Here is an 18067-nt window from a genome sequence, read left to right on the forward strand (position 1 = left end):
CTAACGTGTAAAAAGATCTTCTTTTTTTTCACTTACCAACTCCCATGCAATGGGGAGCATATGGACCAAAGCCCCTTTTTCGAGCTGTTCTACTTCAGGTTCTGTGATGATCATCCCGTCGGCAGCCTGCATAGGGGAAACCATACCCGGCATCTGAAGCGTGATACTCTCGAAACTTTTCCCATCAAAATGGCCAAGTTTAACGGTAAATTTTCCTTTTTTCAGCTTCAATGTCTCTCTGAGTGGGGTTGCGATCGTATTGTGGTAATGGGCTTTGAGACCGCTCATTTTACGAATGGCCGCACGAACGAAGATCTCATAGTTGACCATGGATGCCAGCGGGTTTCCGGGTAGGTTGATAATGACCGTATTACCTATTTTCCCAAAGGCTGTAGGTTTCCCGGGTTTGATCTCCACCCCTTCAAAATTGAGTTCCATACCCAGTTGGGTAAATGCCTCTTTGGTAAAATCTTTGTCCCCTACACTGACCCCGCCGCTGGTAATGATAATGTCGGCATGCAAAGCCTGCCCGATCGCCTCCTGGAGCGCGTGTATGGTATCTTTGGAGCTGCGTATGTATTGGGTTTCGCAGCCAAGCTCCTTAGCGCGTGCAAGGAACATGGGTGTGTTAGAATTATAGAGCTGATGGGCTTCGATCTTTTCAAAATGTGGTTTGAGCTCATCTCCTGTACCAAAGACAGCCACTCTGACTTTGCGTTTAACCTTGACATGGCTCATCCCCTGGGAAGCGAGCATGGCAATGGTATAGGCCGTGACCTTTTCGCCTTTTTCAAGGAATACAGTACCACTCTTGATGTCCTCTCCCGCCCAGCGTATAAATGCATCTTTTTTGATGGAGACAGGCAGAATGATCTTGTCCTCGTAGACCTGTACCTCTTCTACGGGAACGATCGCATTACATCCTTTTGGAATGGGAGCGCCTGTCATGATCTTCATGGCGGAACCCGCAAAGAGTTCATTTTTAGGGTCATCCCCCGCAAAGATATGTTCTGTGCAGGGTACGGAGGAGCCGGCATCACTCTGTTTAACGGCATAACCGTCCATTGCAGAGTTGTCAAAACGCGGCAGATCGAATTGTGCGATCAAGTCCTCACTGATGACGCGGCCCACTGCCTCTTCAATGGGGATCCATTCGTCATCAACAACAGGGGTGTTTTGATAGACGATATCCAAGGCTTCGGAAATGCTGATAGCCATTAGTTTACCTTTATATGATAAGATTGTTTCTACTTGGAGTGATTATATCAAAATAGGGTATAATCCACTTTTAATTTATGGGCGACATGGCCCCAACAGGAGTTTTTATGGTAGAACAGGTCATTGCTTCACACAGTATATTGGTCAAGATATTTTTAGCTTTTTTGGTGGCGGGTTTCTTCATCCCGATGATGACGGCGAAACATCCTTTGAAGTTCAGAAAAGCAAGTTTCATCTATACGATGATCTTCCAGGCATTGGCAACGATGATCGCCTTCACGGGTCTGGTAGCAATGGTCATGGGTGACTACGGTTTTACGTTCAGTATTATTCTTATGATCCTTATCTGGACGGCGATGATGTTTATCGAGATCAAGAAATACAGAGTGATCAAATACACCGATGTTGAAGACCCGGCAAAACATGCACTGCTCAAAAGCCTTTTTATCAAGATCTCTTCAGTACAGGTTTTCCTTGTCGTTGCCATGGTCGTATTTAAAATACTGGAAGCCAAAGGTGCAATATCTCTATAACGAAGAGGCAGGAAGCCCGCAACTGACATTGGAAGGTGACGCACATCGTTATCTTTTCAAGGTACGCCGTCAAAAGGCGGATGATACCATTTATCTGCGTAATCTCAATGACAATCAGTTGCACCGTTATGCCATCACGCATATAGACAAACGTTCTGCGACCCTCACTTTGGAGGAGAGTACTGTACTTGAAATCAAAGCATCCAAGGTACTGCATGTCGGGTGGTGTGTCATAGACCCCAAAAATATCGAGAAAGTGTTGCCCTCTCTCAATGAAATGGGTGTAGCAAAGATCACCTTTATCTACTGTAAACGTTCCCAGAAAAGTTTCAAACCCGACTTCAAGCGTTTGGAAAAAATTCTGCTCAACTCTTCACAGCAATCAGGAAGGTCTGAAATGATGCAGCTGGAAATGGCTGAAGATCTACGATCTTTTCTGGCGGAGAACCCCCAGAGTAAAATGCTGAATTTCTCAGAAAATAACTTTATATCGGGTGCTGCAGACATTGAGACGATAGTGATCGGCTGTGAAGGCGGTTTTCATGAAGATGAAGTCGCTCTTTTTGATGAAGAGATGATACTTGGATTTGATACGCCTTTGGTTTTAAAGAGTGAAAGTGCTGTCTGTGCGGTGGCATCCAAGGCACTTCTCTGAAATTTTTTCCAGTTCCATCTTTTGTATATTCAGAAACAATTAAGATTTTATGTCTTACAATAAAATATTAATATAATAAATGAAGGTTATAAAATGAAAAAAGTTATTTTTACAGCGTTATTGGCAAGTGTGAGTTTGATGGCGGCAGATGCTGCACAGGCAAACAATTCAGGTGCATTTTCAGCAAAAGATATAAATGCTGCGTCGATTTATAAAAGACAATGTTCACTCTGTCATGGTGAAAAAGGTGAAAAAAGTCCTGAACCAGGAATAGCACCATTAGCGGGAAGAGACGCAACAATATTGGCACTTAGGATAAGAGCATATAGAGATCAGGACAAAGGTATTGGAACATATACTATGCATAAAAGCAGTGAGCTGATGAAAAATGAGACCGTTAAGCTTTCCGATATGCAAATTGGTGCTCTTGCTAAATATATTAGCAGTTTAAAATAATGCAGGTAGGGTATGCTGATCTTCTCAGTATATCCTATTGATATGTATTCGACTTCTCTTTCTTCCTGTTTGGAACATATTCCTTGTTACATTTCATAATATTTTAAATATGTTTGGCTATAATACTGCCCTTAAAGTTGTCTCGCCAAAGAGCGTTGCAGCGACCCCTGCTTTTGCAGTGGAAGAATGTGTATACATTAGAACAGGCTAGTTACCTGTCACTAAAATAAAGGGAACCTCTAATAATAGGTAATACCCACAATGGGCTTTGCAGATGTGAGATTGTGCAAAAGATTTATGAGTCCTAGCCATAGCTAAGACGAAGTAAATATCTTGTGCAAGATTGCGTCTGCAAAGCCCACCCTTTGGGCATCTCTAGCTTTCGCCTATGCGTCGTTATTCTTTTTTACCTTAGCTACGGCTAGGGTTTCAAAAGAGTGCCTAGCCTAGACAAAAGCTAGAGATGTTGCGGGTATTACCTATTATTAGAGGTTCCCTAAACTAAAAGGTTCAAACATGAGAAAAGGTATTCACCCTGAATATATGGAATGTAAAGTCACTTGTGCCTGCGGGAACAAGTTCGAAGTAAGATCGAACAAACCTGAAATGAGCATCGATATCTGTAACGAATGTCACCCGTTCTTCACAGGTTCTGAGAAGATCCTTGATGCTGCCGGTAGAGTAGACAAGTTTAAGAAAAAATACAACCTCGGTTAATTTTTCTTACGCACTGCTCCGCAAGCTGCGGGGTAAAAAACGCTCGGTTCTTCCGACGTTTCTTCTTCCAAACATTTAAAGTCATATTATGCTTACCTTTGTTCCAACACCTATCGGAAACCCCCAGGATATCACACTTCGCGCTATGAAGATTTTTGAAAAGGCTGAAATTTTTCTGTGTGAAGATACACGCCATACCAAACGGCTTTTGAAACTGCTTAAAGAGCGGTTTGCCATGGTGTATCCCGAAGCGGAATTCCACTCTTTCAACGAACACAACGGTGAAGAGAGACTTGCGCAGTTCGGTGAGGTGCTGGAGAGCAAAGAGGTGGTGTATGTCTCCGATGCGGGGATGCCGGTCATCTCCGACCCGGGGCAGCTGCTGGTGGCGTATTGTCAGCAAAATGCCATTGCATACGACGTGCTTCCTGGTGCATCAGCGGTCACTACAGCCTACGCGGCATCGGGCTTTGAAGAGGGAAAATTCCTCTTTTACGCCTTTTTGCCCCACAAGGGAAAAGAGCGTAGTTCTGCCTTGAGTGAAGCAATGAACAACGGATATAACACTGTGCTTTATGAAGCGCCTCATCGTTTGGAGAAGCTGCTTGACGAGATTGTAGAGATGGATGCAGAACGTGAACTTTTTCTGGCAAAAGAGATCAGTAAAAAGTATCAGCATTACTATAGAGGCAATGCCAAATCCCTCAGAGATGACTTTAAAGAGATAACGATACGCGGTGAATGGGTCGTGGTCATCAAAGCAAAAAAAAGCCTGCACAAGTCTCTCAGTTTCGATGAAGTTCTCACGCTTGATCTACCACCGAAGGTCAAGGCAAAACTACTGGCACAGCTTAGTGACAGACCTGTCAAAGAGTGGTATGAAACCTTAATTAAACATTAGAAAACCACCCTCAAGTAAAAATTGGATAAAATCTATCCTATGATTATTTATGGGAAGCAGGTGTGCCTCTATGCTTTAGAGAAACACCCTGAGACTGTCAGCACTGTTTATGTCGCTAAAAAAGGGATCTTGCCGCAAAAGCTTTTTCACCAGTTCCACGACAAGATAAAGTTCCTCGAAGAGAAATGGGCACAGTCCATGAGCAAAGGCGGAAATCATCAGGGCTTGCTTCTGGAGATCTCGGAACTTGAACAGCCTTCTCTTTCGGACGTGAAAAGAGAGGATTTTCTTGTCATACTCGACGGGTTGACGGATGTGGGGAATATCGGTGCCATTGTGCGTAGTGCCTATGCACTGGGTGCGGATGCCGTGATCGCCACTGGAGTGAAGCAGTTGAACTTCGAAGCGATCGCAAGGACGAGTTCGGGGGCACTGCTGGATATGCCGTTCCTGCTGATACCGAACATCCTCGATGTCTGTAATGAGCTTCATCAGGTAGGCTTCAAGCTCTATGGTGCAGCGATGGAAGGTGACGCGGTGCAGTTGATGGAGTTCGAGCGTAAACGGGCATTGATACTGGGTAGTGAAGGCAAAGGGCTTTCCAAAAAGGCGCAGGGTAAGATAGATCATCTCATTTCGATCGAGATGAAACATGCATTTGATTCTTTGAATGTCAGTGCAGCAGCAGCAATTTTAATACACAGGATGGGTTATGCAGTTAAGTGAATTACTTGAAGAGAATACCACAAAAACGATCAGTGAAAGAACAAAGATCTCAGAAGAGAACCTGGAATATCTTCTGAACAATGATTTCGGTGCTATCAAAAAAGTAAAGATGCTGGGATTCATCTCCATTCTTGAGAGGGAATACGGTGTTAACCTGAGCAAACTCAAAGAAGAGGCCATGGCGTATTATGACCAACATGGTCTAGCCGAGAGTGTGACGATGGGACTCCCGATTATAGAAGAGAAGAAGGGAAGGTCAAAGTGGCTTTGGCTGATCGTTCCTATCCTGCTGGGATATGCCTCATGGTTCTTTTTCAAGAACTATGACCAGTCTCAGCTAAAAGCACTGCTGCCGTTCAATGAAGCAAGCAGTGTAGAAAAAGTAACCCCTAAAAATACGGAAGTGGACAATGAAGAACTCAGTATCACAAATGTTCTGGCAGCCGAAGATAATAAGTCAGCCGCTTCACAGAACGATAATAACATAAACAGTTCAGAAAATAAGTAAGAGAGAAAAGTATGTTTGATGAAATACAGTTTGAAAAAATAAACAGATTACCAAAATACCTGTTCGCGGAGATCAATGATCTGAAGATGGATCTGCGACGCAAAGGCCAGGATATCATCGATTTTTCCATGGGAAATCCAGATGCGGATACACCGCAGCCGATCATAGACAAGCTCTGTGAGGTGGCACAGCGTTCCAAGACACATGGTTACAGTGCCAGTAAAGGGATCTACAAACTTCGTCTGGCCATGAGTGACTGGTACAAGAGAAAGTACAATGCGGACCTTGATCCGGATACAGAGATCGTTGCGACCATGGGAAGCAAAGAAGGATACGTACACCTGGTACAGGCGATCTCCAACCCCGGAGATGTGGCGATCGTACCCGATCCTACCTATCCGATCCACTCTCAGGCATTCATTCTTGCAGGCGCGAATGTCGAGAAGATGCACCTGATCTTCAATGAGGAGACCTTTGAGGTGGATGAGGACCGTTTCCTTTCCGATCTCGAGGAGGCACTGGACAACTCTGTGCCGCAGGCCAAGTTCCTTGTAGTGAATTTCCCGCACAACCCGACAACAGCAACAGTAACGCCGCGGTTCTATGAAAGACTGGTTGCACTGGCAAAAGAGAAGCGTTTTTACATTATTTCTGACATTGCCTATGCCGATATTACCTTTGACGGATACAGGACACCTTCCATCATGGAGGTAGAAGGGGCAAAAGATGTGGCTGTAGAGGCTTATACGATGTCCAAATCCTACAATATGGCAGGATGGAGAGTTGGTTTCGTGGTTGGAAACAAAAAACTCATCAGTGCACTTCAGGCAATAAAGTCCTGGCTGGATTACGGTATGTTCACGCCTATTCAGGTAGCTGCCACCGTTGCGCTGAATGAGCATCATGATGTTCCTGTCAAACAGATCATTCCGCTTTATGAAAAAAGGCGTGATGTGATGGTCAAGGCATTTAGCAACGCAGGTTGGCCGTTGGCAAAACCGAATGCCTCAATGTTCATCTGGGGAAAGATCCCTGAAGCGGCACGGGAAATGGGTTCACTTGAGTTCTCCAAACAACTGTTGATCCATGCCGGTGTGGCGGTAAGTCCCGGTGTCGGATTCGGCAAGTACGGTGACGAATATGTACGTATCGCGCTGATCGAGAACGAAAAGCGTATCCGTCAGGCGGCAAAAAATATCAAGAAGTTCCTGAAAGAACTTGAAGCAAAGAAGTAAAAGATGGTCAAAATTGGAATTCTGGGTGTAGGCACCGTGGGTGCAAGTGTCGCGAAGATACTTGAAGAGAACGGTGATATCATCGAAGCAAGAGCCGGCAAGAAGATCGTTGTCAAATCGGGTGTGGTCAAGAACCTGAACAAAGAGAGAGGTGTCGATATTGTATTGAGCGATAATCCTTCAGATGTCATAGATGATCCTGAGATCGATATCGTCGTGGAACTGATGGGTGGCGTGGAAGAACCTTATGCCCTGGTCAAAAGAGCTTTGGAGAACGGTAAAGCGGTAGTGACGGCGAATAAAGCACTGCTTGCCTACCACCGTTACGAGCTTCAGGAGATCGCAGGAGATATCCCTTTGATGTATGAAGCGAGTACTGCCGGAGGGATCCCTGTGATCGGTGCATTGAGAACAGGTCTTTCCGCCAACCATATTGACTCCATTCAGGGAATCATGAACGGTACCTGCAACTATATGCTTACCAAAATGATCAATGAGGGTGCGCAGTATGATGAGATACTCAAAGAAGCACAGGAGCTTGGATATGCCGAAGCGGACCCTACCTTCGACGTGGGTGGTTTCGATGCATCGCACAAACTGCTGATCCTGGCTTCCATCGCATATGGCCTGGATGCCAAACCGGAAGATATCCTCATAGAAGGTATCGAGAACATTACCCAGACCGATGTGGCTTTTGCCAGAGAGTTCGGTTATGAGATCAAGCTGCTGGGTATCGCCAAAAAAGTACAGGATGAAAATGGTGAAAACGGTGTGGAGCTGCGTGTACATGCGACCATGATACCGCAGGAAAGTATGATCGCCAAAGTGGATGGCGTGATGAATGCCGTGACCGTTGTAGGTGACCGTGTGGGCGAAACGATGTATTACGGGCCGGGAGCCGGCGGCGATGCCACCGCTTCCGCGGTCATTGCTGACATCGTCGACATCGTGCGTGGAAACCAGGGACCGATGCTCGGGTATAAAAAAGGGTTGGAGAGTGGCCTCAGACTCTTGAGCAAAGATGAGATCGTGACGCAGTACTATATCCGGTTGGAAGTCGATGACCAGAGCGGGGTATTGGCTGCCATCACCTCTACGCTGGGTGAGTTCGGTATCTCCATAGAGTCCATGCTTCAAAAACCGACCCACAACGAAGAGATCGCGAAGCTTCTTTTCACAACGCACAAGACCCAGGAGAGCAAGATGCAGAATGCGATCGAAGCACTTTGGAAACTCGATGTGGTACACGGCGAGATCGCTATGATGCGTATAGAGAAATAAGGAGAAGGGATGGCAAAAGATCACTATTTTGATATATCTGCCAAGCTGGATATGATGGAAATGAAAAATGCTATCGAGCAGGCAAAAAAAGAGGTGAGTACACGTTTCGATTTCAAGGGAATTATGGTAGAGATAGACTTGAATGAAAAAGCGAAAGTACTGAATCTCTCCAGTTCCAGTGACAGTAAGATAGATGCACTCAAAGATATCGTGATGAGCAAGATGATAAAGCGTGGGCTTTCCACCAAGTCACTTGATGAGGTAAAAACGGAAGGGATCAGCGGCGGAAATGTGAAGGTGGTTTACCGTATCGTTGACAGCATTGAAAAAGATGAGGCAAAGAAGATCGTCAAGGCGATCAAGGATGCCAAGTTGAAGGTTACGCCTTCCATTCAGGGTGATGAGATACGTGTTACCGGGAAAAAGATAGATGATCTGCAGGCGGTGATCGCCTTGGTCAAGCAGATGGAGGATCTCAAAGCACCATTGACTTTTGGGAACTTCAAGTAGGGTGCGCAATTGCGCACCATTTTTCAATCCTGCACTCCAAATCAGTTGAACGGCTGATTAGCCACAGTGTCCCCCACCACAGCATCCTGAGTGTACTCTTGGGTTTTCCGCTACGAATATATCGAAATTCTGTCCATCTTCTTCAAGCCTGAAGTCATGCTTATTACAGAACTCTTCGTTCATAAGATTTAGCATTTTTATTGCTTCTATGAGGGCATCGTCTTTATTCTCAAAGGCTACATTGTTCGTTAAGCCGCTTTTTCGGAAACATCCGCACTCTTTTTCTACAGTAATTGTAAACATATTTATCCTTTTTGATATAATTGTTTCTAACAATAACCGCAAGGGCTTAAAAAAAACGTTAATTTAAGTCCAAATAGGATAAATTTACTCTTATTTATTGTAAAAAGAAGCATGTTGACTGAAAAGGCGTACTATGACAAAGAAATATGAGAGAGAAGAGATAGAGAGTGTCTGTACCTATTGTGGTGTCGGGTGCGATATTACGGGTGTGGTGGAGAACAACAAGATCGTAAAGATATTTGCACAGAAGGACGGGGTGGTTTCTGAAGGAAAACTCTGTATTAAAGGCAAGTACGGGTATGACTTTGTCGATGCAAAGGACCGGATACGTGAACCGCGTATTAAAAAGACTTTTTTGGAAAAAAATCCTCATATCCAGAAGCAGTTTTCTTCAAAACTTTCCGAATTCGATACCAATTATATGACCTGCGATCTGGATACGGCAACCACGATCGCCGCCATGAAATTTGCTGAGATCAAAGAGAAATACGGCAGTGACAGTTTCTGTGCCATCGGCGGGGCCAGGACTTCCTGTGAATCCGCTTATGCCTTCCAGAAGTTCTGTCGTGAGACCATGGACTCTCCACATGTGGACAACTGTGCGAGAGTCTGTCATTCTCCAAGCCTCAAAGGGATGAGAGCGACCATCGGTGAGGGTGCTGCAACCAATCCGTACAACGATATCTACGAGTGTGAATATATGATCGTTATCGGTTCCAACACGATGGAAGCACATCCGATCATCGCGAACCGTATTGTCGATATGGCAAAGAAACATAACAACCTTTCCGTGATCGACGTGCGCGAAACAAAGCTGGCAAGACTGGCAAAACACAATTGTGTCATCCCTTTTGAATCCAACCTGCTCATACTCAATATGATGGCTTATGTGATCATCGATGAAGAGCTGTACGACGAGAGTTTCATTAACACCCGTACCAAGGGTTTTGAGGAATTCAAAGAGAAGATACTGAACGATCCGTATGCCGATCCCTCTTTCTTTAAAGAGGTCGAAGGGTATGAGTATCTTGCAAAAATGATCCCCAATATTGCAAGAGAGTATGCCGTCAAAAAATCGATGATCTTCTGGGGTCTGGGCATCACCGAGCATCTGGACGGTTCCTATGCAGTCATGGCGATCACCCACCTGGCATTGATGACGGGGAATGTCGGAAAGACGGGTGCGGGCCTGATGCCGCTTCGTGGACAAAACAATGTACAGGGTGCCTGCGATATGGGATGTCTGCCATACTTTGCACCGGATTATCAGCAGCCAAAAGTAGAAGGACTGATGACACCGCAGCTTGTGGATGCGATGATAGAAGGACGTATTAAGGGGCTGCTCAACATGGGAGAGGATATCACCCATATCCACCCCAATGTCAACAAGACAGAAAAGGCGATTGGAGAGCTTGAGTTCCTGATGGTACAGGAGCTTTTCATGAACGATATTGCCCAGCGTGCCGACATGGTCATCGGTGTGCGTTCGGCCTACGAGAAGACAGGTGTCTATGTCAATGCAATGCGCCGTCTGCACCTCTCACAGCCACTGGTTAAATCCGATCTTCCTGATGACTGGGAAGTGCTTACACAAATGGCACAGAAACTTGGGGACGGAGAGAACTTCAACTTCAAAACATCCGAAGATGTCTGGAACGAGGTAAGGGAAGTGGCACCACGCAGATTCAGCGGTGCGGACTACTACAGGCTGGCACGTCACAGAAAAAGAGGGATGCAGTGGCCGATCTACCATGAGGATACCCCGGTACTCCATCTGCTTGATTTCCGTACGGATGACGGACTTGGAAAATATGTCTACAAGCAGTATGAGCCAAGGGGCATGGTACAGGAGATCATGGAAAAGAGATTTTATAATGACTCTCTTGAAGGGTATTACCTGACAACGGGCCGCACACTGGCACACTACAACAATGCCGCCCAAACCAAAAGAAGCTCCAAACTTGATACAAAATACGATGAAGATGTCCTCCTCGCACCACTTGATGATGAAGAGAAGTTCGGTGACAAAGTGATCCTGAAAAGTGAGTATGGAGAAAGTGAAGCGCTGACGGTAAAATATACCGAAAAGGTAAAGGCAAAGACACTTTTCTGCACCTTTCACCATGCCAAAAGCCGTATCAATGCGCTTTTTGGGGATGAGTGTGATGAGCTTATTATGACGGCAAGATTCAAATCGGTCAAGGTAGATGTGATCCCTGTAGGGGATGAGATCGCTTGCGGATAATCTGAAAGGTCACAGTTTGTGACCTTATAAAACCTCCTATATAGAACATTTTATAAGGTTTTTTATAGAAGGATATATGTTTATGACTCGCAAACATCGCTACAGCGGATAACCTTATAAAATATGTTAGATTATGAGGTTTTCGTTTTTACCTTAATAGCTTTGTAGTATTTTCTCAATATCAAGACATTTCTGATACACTCTTAATAATAAAAAATTAGGAAGTAAAAGCTATGAAAATCATTAAACTATTTTTTTTGTTGACCTTTGGATTATGGTCTGAATTTAAACTAGAAATACCAAATGAAGAGAATACTGAACAGCTACAATATATTGTTGAAAATGGCTGGAATGATAAGAATGAGACTTTAAATCAGTTTATTATCAAATATGGTGAAAAATTTTTGCCAGAGGTTTTGAAGAAAATTAAAAAACCTATTTTAATAGTCGAGCCTACTCTTAATGATGTTGCTCCTATTCCAAAAATACTTTTAACAGGTGATGATTATTGGTGTCTTTTATCATATATAAAGTACCTTGAAAATATTGGAAAGTTAGATACAGCATTGAATATATACATCAAAATTTTCAACGGATTGAATAATATTGATGAAAAGTCAGTATTAAGTATGGTGTATCGAATTGAAATTGAGAAAAGAGCGATTAGTAGTTTAACACAGGGATTAAAAAATAATCTTTTTTCAAATGAACAAGAAAATTTTTTCAAGAACAGGCTGTCGGAACTATTATTATTTGATACAAAAATATTTTTTGAAGCACTTGAAAAAGATAGAATAGATTTGATTAAAGTTCTCAAGGCAGATAGTGATTTCAAAGATGATTTTTTGGTAAAAGTTGATTCTTCAATAAAAAATTACAACAAAGAATACTATGCGTTAAAAAAAGAAGAATTAAAAGATTTTGATAAAAAATTTAAAGAAGAAAAAAATAAATTTTTGGAAGAATATAATAAGTGGCAAAGTTCTGACAATGAGAAAACACCTGGCTATAAAGTAATAAGAATGGTATCAGGTATTTTAGTATTTGAAGGTGTCAAACGAATTGATAGTACAAAAATTGATTTGTGGAGGAATATAGAAACAAATAAAGCATTGATTAAAAGTTTAGAGTCAAAAACCTTATAAAATATATAATTTTATAAGGTTTTCTCTTTTCATTTCAGATGTTTAGAATGAAATTCTTAGTCAGAGATTATTAAAAAGATGTCATGACCGTAGGGAAACTACACTTGCAAATATAATTGTAATGCTTGAAAAGTATTACAATATGACATATTTTCAACTCCTTCCTCTTTTTCCCTCTATACTTCTAATATAAACTGGCAGGAGTACCCATGAATGAACTCACCATACCCATCCATCATAAAATATACACACTACGTGGAAAGCAGAGATCATGCTTGATAGTGATTTGGCAGAACTATATGAAGTGGAAACAAAAGTTTTTAACCAATCAGTAAAAAGAAACAGTGAACGTTTTCCTGAAGATTTTATGTTTCAATTGACTGAAAAAGAGTATGAAAACTTGAGGTCACAAATTGTGACCTCAAGTTTAGAACAGCATGGCGGTAGGCGATATCTACCTTACGTCTTTACCGAAAATGGTGTCTATATGCTTTCGGCTGTACTTAAAAGTCAAGTGGCTATTGAGGTGAGTATAGAGATTATGCGTACTTTTACGAAACTCAGAGAATTTACTTTGCACTACAATGCACTGGGTAAAAAACTTATAGAACTCGAACGTAAAAATGACAAGCAGTTCAAAGAGGTGTTTGCGATCTTGGATACGCTTGTAAGTGAGACTAAAAAAACGGATGAAAAAGTAATGGGATTTATAAGAGATGCGTGAACTCCCCAAAATTTTTGGTGATAAAAGTGAGGATCTGGCTACCCTGTTCCTGGAACAGGAAGGATTTATTGTCATCGAACGGAATTACTTCGCCAGAAAACTAGGGGAGATCGACATCATCGCCCAGAAAGATGAGGTACTGCATTTCATTGAAGTGAAGTCGGGAAAGGCGGACTTCGACCCTGTCTATAATGTGACGCCTGACAAGCTCAGAAAAGTAATCAATTCCGCACACTACTATATGAAAAGTAAAAAGATCGATGTTTCTTTTTCCGTAGATGCACTTATCATCCGGGGCGACGAGGTTGAATTCATTGAGAATGTTACGCTATAATCATTGCAAATAATAAATATTTAAAGAGTGAATGATGAGATTGACAGAAGAAGCACTTCAGAATTTTGAAGCGAATGGTTTTTTGCTATTGCCCCAATTTGCAGACCATGAGCTCTGTGATACGATCCGAGATATTGCCCTGGCACATCTGAAACATAAAGTACCACCTGTTGAAACTGAATTTGAGTACATTGCCAAATCGAAAGAAGAGAGAGAACGTATCTCGGATGCCCATTCTGAACAGGTCGAAAAACATATTACCGTACGCAGACTGCGTCAGGTGTATCATCGTGACATTGTTTTCAAGCAGTGGATGGAGAACGAAAAGATACGTCCAGTACTCAAGCAAATATTGGGAGAAGCCCCTGCGATCACTATCTCGCATCATAATTCCATTATGACAAAAATGCCACATACCTCTACTGAGACCTCCTGGCATCAAGATTTCCGTTACTGGCATTTTGAAACAGACAATCTGGTGAGTGTCTGGCTGGCACTAGATGAAGAGAATAGTGATAACGGGGTATTGGAATTCATCCCCGGAAGCCATAAAATGAATTTTATACCCTCGCAGTTTGATGAGAAAGAGTATTTCTCGGACAGCCATAAAGAGAATGAGGAGATCATTGCAAAAAAAGTGAGTTATCCTCTACAGAAAGGCGATGTGGTCCTTTTTCATTGCAAACTTCTGCACAGAGCCAACAGGAACAGTACGGATGAACCGAAGATATCATTCGTCTATACAGTCAAAGGGTGCAGTAACAAAGCGATTGAGGGAACGCGTTCTTCTGAGTTTAAAGAGGTACCATTGACATAAAAAGTGTTCCCTGAAGTAATTTAGGTAAAAAAGTTGACAAAATAATAAATATAAGCTATAACCCATTAATGAATTTAAGATATAATTTTCAAATCAAACCAAATAAAAGGATTTAATATGGCAAAATATGTAGAATTAACAAGCGAAAACTTTGACGCGACAGTAGCTGAAGGTGTAACAATGGTAGACTTCTGGGCTCCATGGTGCGGACCTTGTAGAATGATCGCTCCTGTTGTTGAGGAATTGGCAGAAGAGTACGAAGGCAAGGCGACTATCGCTAAAGTGAACACTGACGAGCAGCAGGAACTTGCTGTTAAATACGGTATCAGATCTATCCCTGCGATCCTTTTCTTCAAGAACGGTGAAGTCGCAGACCAAATGGTAGGTGCCGCTTCCAAAGATGCATTTGCAGAAAAAATAAACGCACTGCTGTAAGTAATATATCTTACGTCATTCTGAACTTGTTTCAGAATCCCCTAAAACTTCAAAATCATTTTGAAACCCAAAGAGATCCTGAATCGAGTTCAGGATGACGGGGATTTGAAATCTTTTAACAACCTCTTCTAAAAAATTATTAACCAAGTATTTAAAGTGTATAATTTCAGTAATTATTTGTTTAAAAATTTTAAGGATTTACCATGTTAGATTGTGCAATTATCGGTGGTGGGCCTGCTGGGCTTACGGCAGGACTCTATGCGACCAGAGGCGGGCTGAAGAATGTAACCATGTTCGAAATGGGAATGCCGGGCGGACAGATCACACAGAGTTCGGAGATAGAGAACTATCCGGGATTTTTTGAGCATGACAAAACAGGTATGGATTTCATGGATACCTGGCAGAAGCAGTGTTTTCACTTCGGTCTCAAGCATGAGATGAAAAAAGTAGAACGCATAGCAAAAACAGGTGAGCATTTTACCATTACACTTGAGGGCGGAGAACAGGTAGAAGCAAAAACGACTGTTGTCTGTACAGGATCCGTACCTAAACGTGCGGGATTCAAAGGCGAAGATGAGTTTTTCGGAAAAGGTGTAAGTACCTGTGCAACCTGCGACGGGTTCTTTTATAAAGACAAACCTGTTACCGTACTAGGTGGCGGCGATACCGCGCTGGAAGAGGCATTGTATCTTTCCAACATCTGTTCAGATGTCTATGTGATACACCGAAGAGATACATTTAGAGCAGCCCCTCCAACGATGGAGAGAGTCGAGAAAAAAGAGAATATTCATCTTGTGACCGATTCTGTGATTGAAGAGGCGTATGGGGATGCGATGGGACTTCAGGGTATGAAGGTCAGGAATATAAAAACAGATGAAATTACAGATATGAAAAATACCGGGCTCTTTGTGTTTGTCGGGCATGATGTACGCAATGAAGTACTGAAAGATGAGAACGGTGGATTCATCTGTGAAATGAACGACTGGGGCCAGGTAATTGTTGATCTGAGTATGAGGACATCGGTAGAAGGGCTTTATGCCGCAGGCGATCTTCGTGTCGAGGCACCAAAGCAGGTCGTGGTTGCAGCCGGTGACGGTGCGACAGCTGCATTGCAGGTAATTTCATATATTCAAGAACAGGCATAAGGATAACAGTATGACAAAAGTAGGAATCGTCGGTAGTACAGGAAGAATGGGTGCGCATCTGATCAAGAATGTGCTTGAAGAAGAGGGACTGGAGCTTGCTGCGCTGCATGTATTCGATGAGCTGACGGTAGATGTCCCCGATGAAGTGCTCATCACCAATTCCATGAGTGAAGTGCTTAAAGCATGTGATGTCGTGATAGACTTCTCGGCCCCTGTCGCTACACAGGAGCTTTGTGAAGAAGCGCTGAAGAATCCTACGGCGCTTGTCATTGCAACGACCGGTTTTACGGCGCATCAACAGAACCTTCTGACAGAAGCGGCCAAAGAGATGCCGGTACTCTACTCTTCCAATATGTCTGCGGGCATTGCTCTTTTAAAGCAGTTGGTTGAGCAGGTTTCAGCGACGTTGAAAGATTTCGACATAGAGATCGTAGAACAGCATCACAGACACAAAGTAGATGCACCAAGCGGCACGGCACTGACACTGGGCGAATTCGCTGCCAAAGGGCGTGGACTTGATCTTGATGATGTTCGGGTATCGGGCAGGGACGGTCAGATCGGTGCAAGAACCAAGGATGAGATTGCGGTAATGGCACTGCGCGGCGGTGACATCGTAGGGCGGCATACCGTCGGTTTCTACAATGATGGTGAATTCCTCGAGCTCAACCATACGGCAACCAGCAGGGAGACTTTTTCCAAAGGTGCCATCAGAGCGGCGAAATGGCTGGTAGACCAGAAGAACGGTCTTTATTCGATTAATGATTGTTTAGGAATTTAATATGTGTGCAATTGTCGGTGTGTTCGGTGCGAAAAAAGCTTCTACGGTAGCCTACTACTCTCTCTTTGCGATGCAGCATCGCGGACAGGAGGCTACGGGTATCTCCACGGCGAACGGTGAGCGTATCTTCATGTACAAAAAACGCGGTATGGTGGCAGACGTTTTTTCACAGGAGACACTCGACAGTATGGAAGGCAGATGTGCTGTAGGGCATAATCGTTATTCAACGGCCGGAAGTGAATCTGCCGGGGATTCCCAGCCTGTTTTTGCAAAATACAAGTTGGGTGAGATCTCCGTCGTACATAACGGGAACCTTATTAATAAAAATGAAGTGCGTAACAGACTGATTGATCGTGGGGCTATTTTCCAGACCGATATGGATACTGAGAATATCATTCACCTTATCGCCAAAAGCCAAAACGATGCATTGGTCGACCGTATCAAAGATATGATACATAAAATAGAGGGTGCCTACTGTCTGGCAATTCAGAGCCGCTCCAAAATGTTCGTGATCCGCGACAGATTCGGTATCCGTCCTCTCAGCCTCGGCAAGCTCAAAGACGGTGGATGGATCGTTGCATCAGAGACTTGTGCTTTTGATCTTGTAGGGGCAGAGTTCGTACGTGATGTCAGACCTGGTGAGATGCTGATCTTCGAAGAGGGGAAGGAACCGCTTTCTGAGCAGATATTTGAACCCGATTATCACCCGTGTGCTTTTGAGTACATCTACTTTGCAAGACCGGATTCTATTATCGATGGGAAAAATGTTTATCAGAAGCGTCTGCAGATGGGAAGACAGTTGGCTAAAGAGACACCGGCAGACATTGATCTGGTATTGCCTGTACCTGATTCCGGGGTAGCTGCTGCCAGAGGGTATGCGGACGGACTTGGTGTGCCTTTTGAGATGGGAATCGTACGGAACCACTATGTGGGTCGAACGTTCATTGAGCCTACGCAGGAGATCCGTGACCTTAAAGTGAAGATGAAACTCTCTCCTATTAAACATTTGATCCGTGGGAAAAGAGTAGCGATCATCGATGATTCACTGGTAAGAGGTACGACTTCCAAGCAGATCGTCAGAATGCTGAAAGAGGCAGGTGCCAAAGAGGTACATATGCGCATCGCGGCACCGGAGATCAAATACCCCTGCCGATACGGTATCGATACGCCGACGAAACAGGAGCTTGTTTCTACCAAATATACTCCCGAAGAGATCGCTAAAAATATGGGTGCCGATTCACTTGGTTTTTTATCCATAGAGGGATTAAAAGAGTCTCTTGGAAAAGATAGAAACTATTCACTTGTCAGTTTTGATGGGGATTACTTTGCAGGGGGAAGTGCTGATAGCCCAGGATGTGCCGGCGGGTGTTAATGTGCTGGACTCACTGTCTTCTGCATGCA

General features: G+C 43.6%; 21 protein-coding genes. 19 read left to right on the forward strand and 2 right to left on the reverse strand.

What is annotated here, in order from left to right; all coding sequences use genetic code 11:
- Positions 1-1218, reverse strand: coding sequence for a molybdopterin molybdotransferase MoeA (gene glp / locus SUN_RS01135; RefSeq protein WP_011979909.1), 1218 nt, complete (start codon positions 1216-1218; stop codon positions 1-3).
- Between the two features lie 107 nt (positions 1219-1325).
- On the opposite strand from glp, the gene SUN_RS01140 reads away from it, so the two are divergent.
- The 10 genes from SUN_RS01140 (at position 1326) to SUN_RS01185 (ending at position 8740) form a co-directional block, all read left to right on the forward strand.
- On the forward strand, positions 1326-1751 hold the full coding sequence (locus SUN_RS01140; protein WP_011979910.1) for a hypothetical protein: 426 nt from the start codon (positions 1326-1328) through the stop codon (positions 1749-1751).
- Positions 1735-2406, forward strand: coding sequence for a 16S rRNA (uracil(1498)-N(3))-methyltransferase (locus SUN_RS01145; protein ID WP_011979911.1), 672 nt, complete (start codon positions 1735-1737; stop codon positions 2404-2406). Before SUN_RS01140 ends, SUN_RS01145 begins: the two co-directional genes overlap by 17 nt.
- A gap of 93 nt (positions 2407-2499) precedes the next feature.
- Complete coding sequence (locus tag SUN_RS01150; RefSeq protein ID WP_011979912.1) at positions 2500-2862, forward strand: c-type cytochrome; 363 nt, start codon at positions 2500-2502, stop codon at positions 2860-2862.
- A gap of 516 nt (positions 2863-3378) precedes the next feature.
- A complete protein-coding gene (gene rpmE / locus SUN_RS01155; RefSeq protein WP_011979913.1) occupies positions 3379-3579 on the forward strand; it encodes a 50S ribosomal protein L31 in 201 nt (66 codons plus the stop codon).
- A gap of 88 nt (positions 3580-3667) precedes the next feature.
- Complete coding sequence (gene rsmI, locus SUN_RS01160) at positions 3668-4480, forward strand: 16S rRNA (cytidine(1402)-2'-O)-methyltransferase (RefSeq protein ID WP_011979914.1); 813 nt, start codon at positions 3668-3670, stop codon at positions 4478-4480.
- Positions 4481-4519: 39 nt separating this feature from the next.
- Entirely contained in the window at positions 4520-5206 is a 687-nt protein-coding gene (rlmB, locus tag SUN_RS01165; RefSeq protein ID WP_041672827.1) for a 23S rRNA (guanosine(2251)-2'-O)-methyltransferase RlmB, read from the forward strand.
- Entirely contained in the window at positions 5193-5714 is a 522-nt protein-coding gene (locus SUN_RS01170) for a hypothetical protein (RefSeq protein WP_011979916.1), read from the forward strand. Before rlmB ends, SUN_RS01170 begins: the two co-directional genes overlap by 14 nt.
- A gap of 11 nt (positions 5715-5725) precedes the next feature.
- A complete protein-coding gene (locus tag SUN_RS01175; protein WP_011979917.1) occupies positions 5726-6949 on the forward strand; it encodes an LL-diaminopimelate aminotransferase in 1224 nt (407 codons plus the stop codon).
- 3 nt (positions 6950-6952) lie between these two features.
- A complete protein-coding gene (locus SUN_RS01180) occupies positions 6953-8230 on the forward strand; it encodes a homoserine dehydrogenase (protein ID WP_011979918.1) in 1278 nt (425 codons plus the stop codon).
- Between the two features lie 9 nt (positions 8231-8239).
- Positions 8240-8740, forward strand: a complete 501-nt coding sequence (locus SUN_RS01185) for a YajQ family cyclic di-GMP-binding protein (protein WP_011979919.1) — start codon at positions 8240-8242, stop codon at positions 8738-8740.
- A 57-nt stretch (positions 8741-8797) separates the two neighbouring features.
- Here the strand turns inward: SUN_RS01185 and SUN_RS01190 are convergent, their stop codons facing one another.
- A complete protein-coding gene (locus SUN_RS01190; protein ID WP_011979920.1) occupies positions 8798-9043 on the reverse strand; it encodes a hypothetical protein in 246 nt (81 codons plus the stop codon).
- Between the two features lie 133 nt (positions 9044-9176).
- Here SUN_RS01190 and SUN_RS01195 point away from each other — a divergent pair, with 133 nt between their 5' ends.
- The 9 genes from SUN_RS01195 to purF all read left to right on the forward strand — a co-directional run bounded on the left by SUN_RS01195 (position 9177) and on the right by purF (position 18038).
- Entirely contained in the window at positions 9177-11288 is a 2112-nt protein-coding gene (locus SUN_RS01195) for a molybdopterin oxidoreductase family protein (protein ID WP_011979921.1), read from the forward strand.
- 233 nt (positions 11289-11521) lie between these two features.
- The gene (locus tag SUN_RS01200) at positions 11522-12433 is read left to right on the forward strand and encodes a hypothetical protein (RefSeq protein ID WP_011979922.1); all 912 of its coding nucleotides are present in this window, start codon (positions 11522-11524) and stop codon (positions 12431-12433) included.
- Between the two features lie 271 nt (positions 12434-12704).
- Positions 12705-13157, forward strand: coding sequence for an ORF6N domain-containing protein (locus SUN_RS01205; protein ID WP_011979923.1), 453 nt, complete (start codon positions 12705-12707; stop codon positions 13155-13157).
- Positions 13150-13491 carry a YraN family protein gene (locus tag SUN_RS01210; protein WP_011979924.1) on the forward strand — a complete coding sequence of 114 codons (342 nt, stop codon included), beginning with the start codon at positions 13150-13152 and terminating at the stop codon, positions 13489-13491. Before SUN_RS01205 ends, SUN_RS01210 begins: the two co-directional genes overlap by 8 nt.
- Before the next feature lie 34 nt (positions 13492-13525).
- Positions 13526-14308 carry a phytanoyl-CoA dioxygenase family protein gene (locus SUN_RS01215; RefSeq protein WP_011979925.1) on the forward strand — a complete coding sequence of 261 codons (783 nt, stop codon included), beginning with the start codon at positions 13526-13528 and terminating at the stop codon, positions 14306-14308.
- A gap of 117 nt (positions 14309-14425) precedes the next feature.
- The gene (gene trxA / locus SUN_RS01220) at positions 14426-14743 is read left to right on the forward strand and encodes a thioredoxin (RefSeq protein WP_011979926.1); all 318 of its coding nucleotides are present in this window, start codon (positions 14426-14428) and stop codon (positions 14741-14743) included.
- Between the two features lie 203 nt (positions 14744-14946).
- Positions 14947-15888 carry a thioredoxin-disulfide reductase gene (gene trxB / locus SUN_RS01225; protein WP_011979927.1) on the forward strand — a complete coding sequence of 314 codons (942 nt, stop codon included), beginning with the start codon at positions 14947-14949 and terminating at the stop codon, positions 15886-15888.
- 10 nt (positions 15889-15898) lie between these two features.
- A complete protein-coding gene (gene dapB / locus SUN_RS01230; RefSeq protein WP_011979928.1) occupies positions 15899-16666 on the forward strand; it encodes a 4-hydroxy-tetrahydrodipicolinate reductase in 768 nt (255 codons plus the stop codon).
- Position 16667: 1 nt separating this feature from the next.
- On the forward strand, positions 16668-18038 hold the full coding sequence (gene purF / locus SUN_RS01235) for an amidophosphoribosyltransferase (protein ID WP_011979929.1): 1371 nt from the start codon (positions 16668-16670) through the stop codon (positions 18036-18038).
- Positions 18039-18067 lie beyond the last annotated feature (29 nt).

It is taken from the genome of Sulfurovum sp. NBC37-1 (assembly GCF_000010345.1).
GTDB lineage: Bacteria > Campylobacterota > Campylobacteria > Campylobacterales > Sulfurovaceae > Sulfurovum.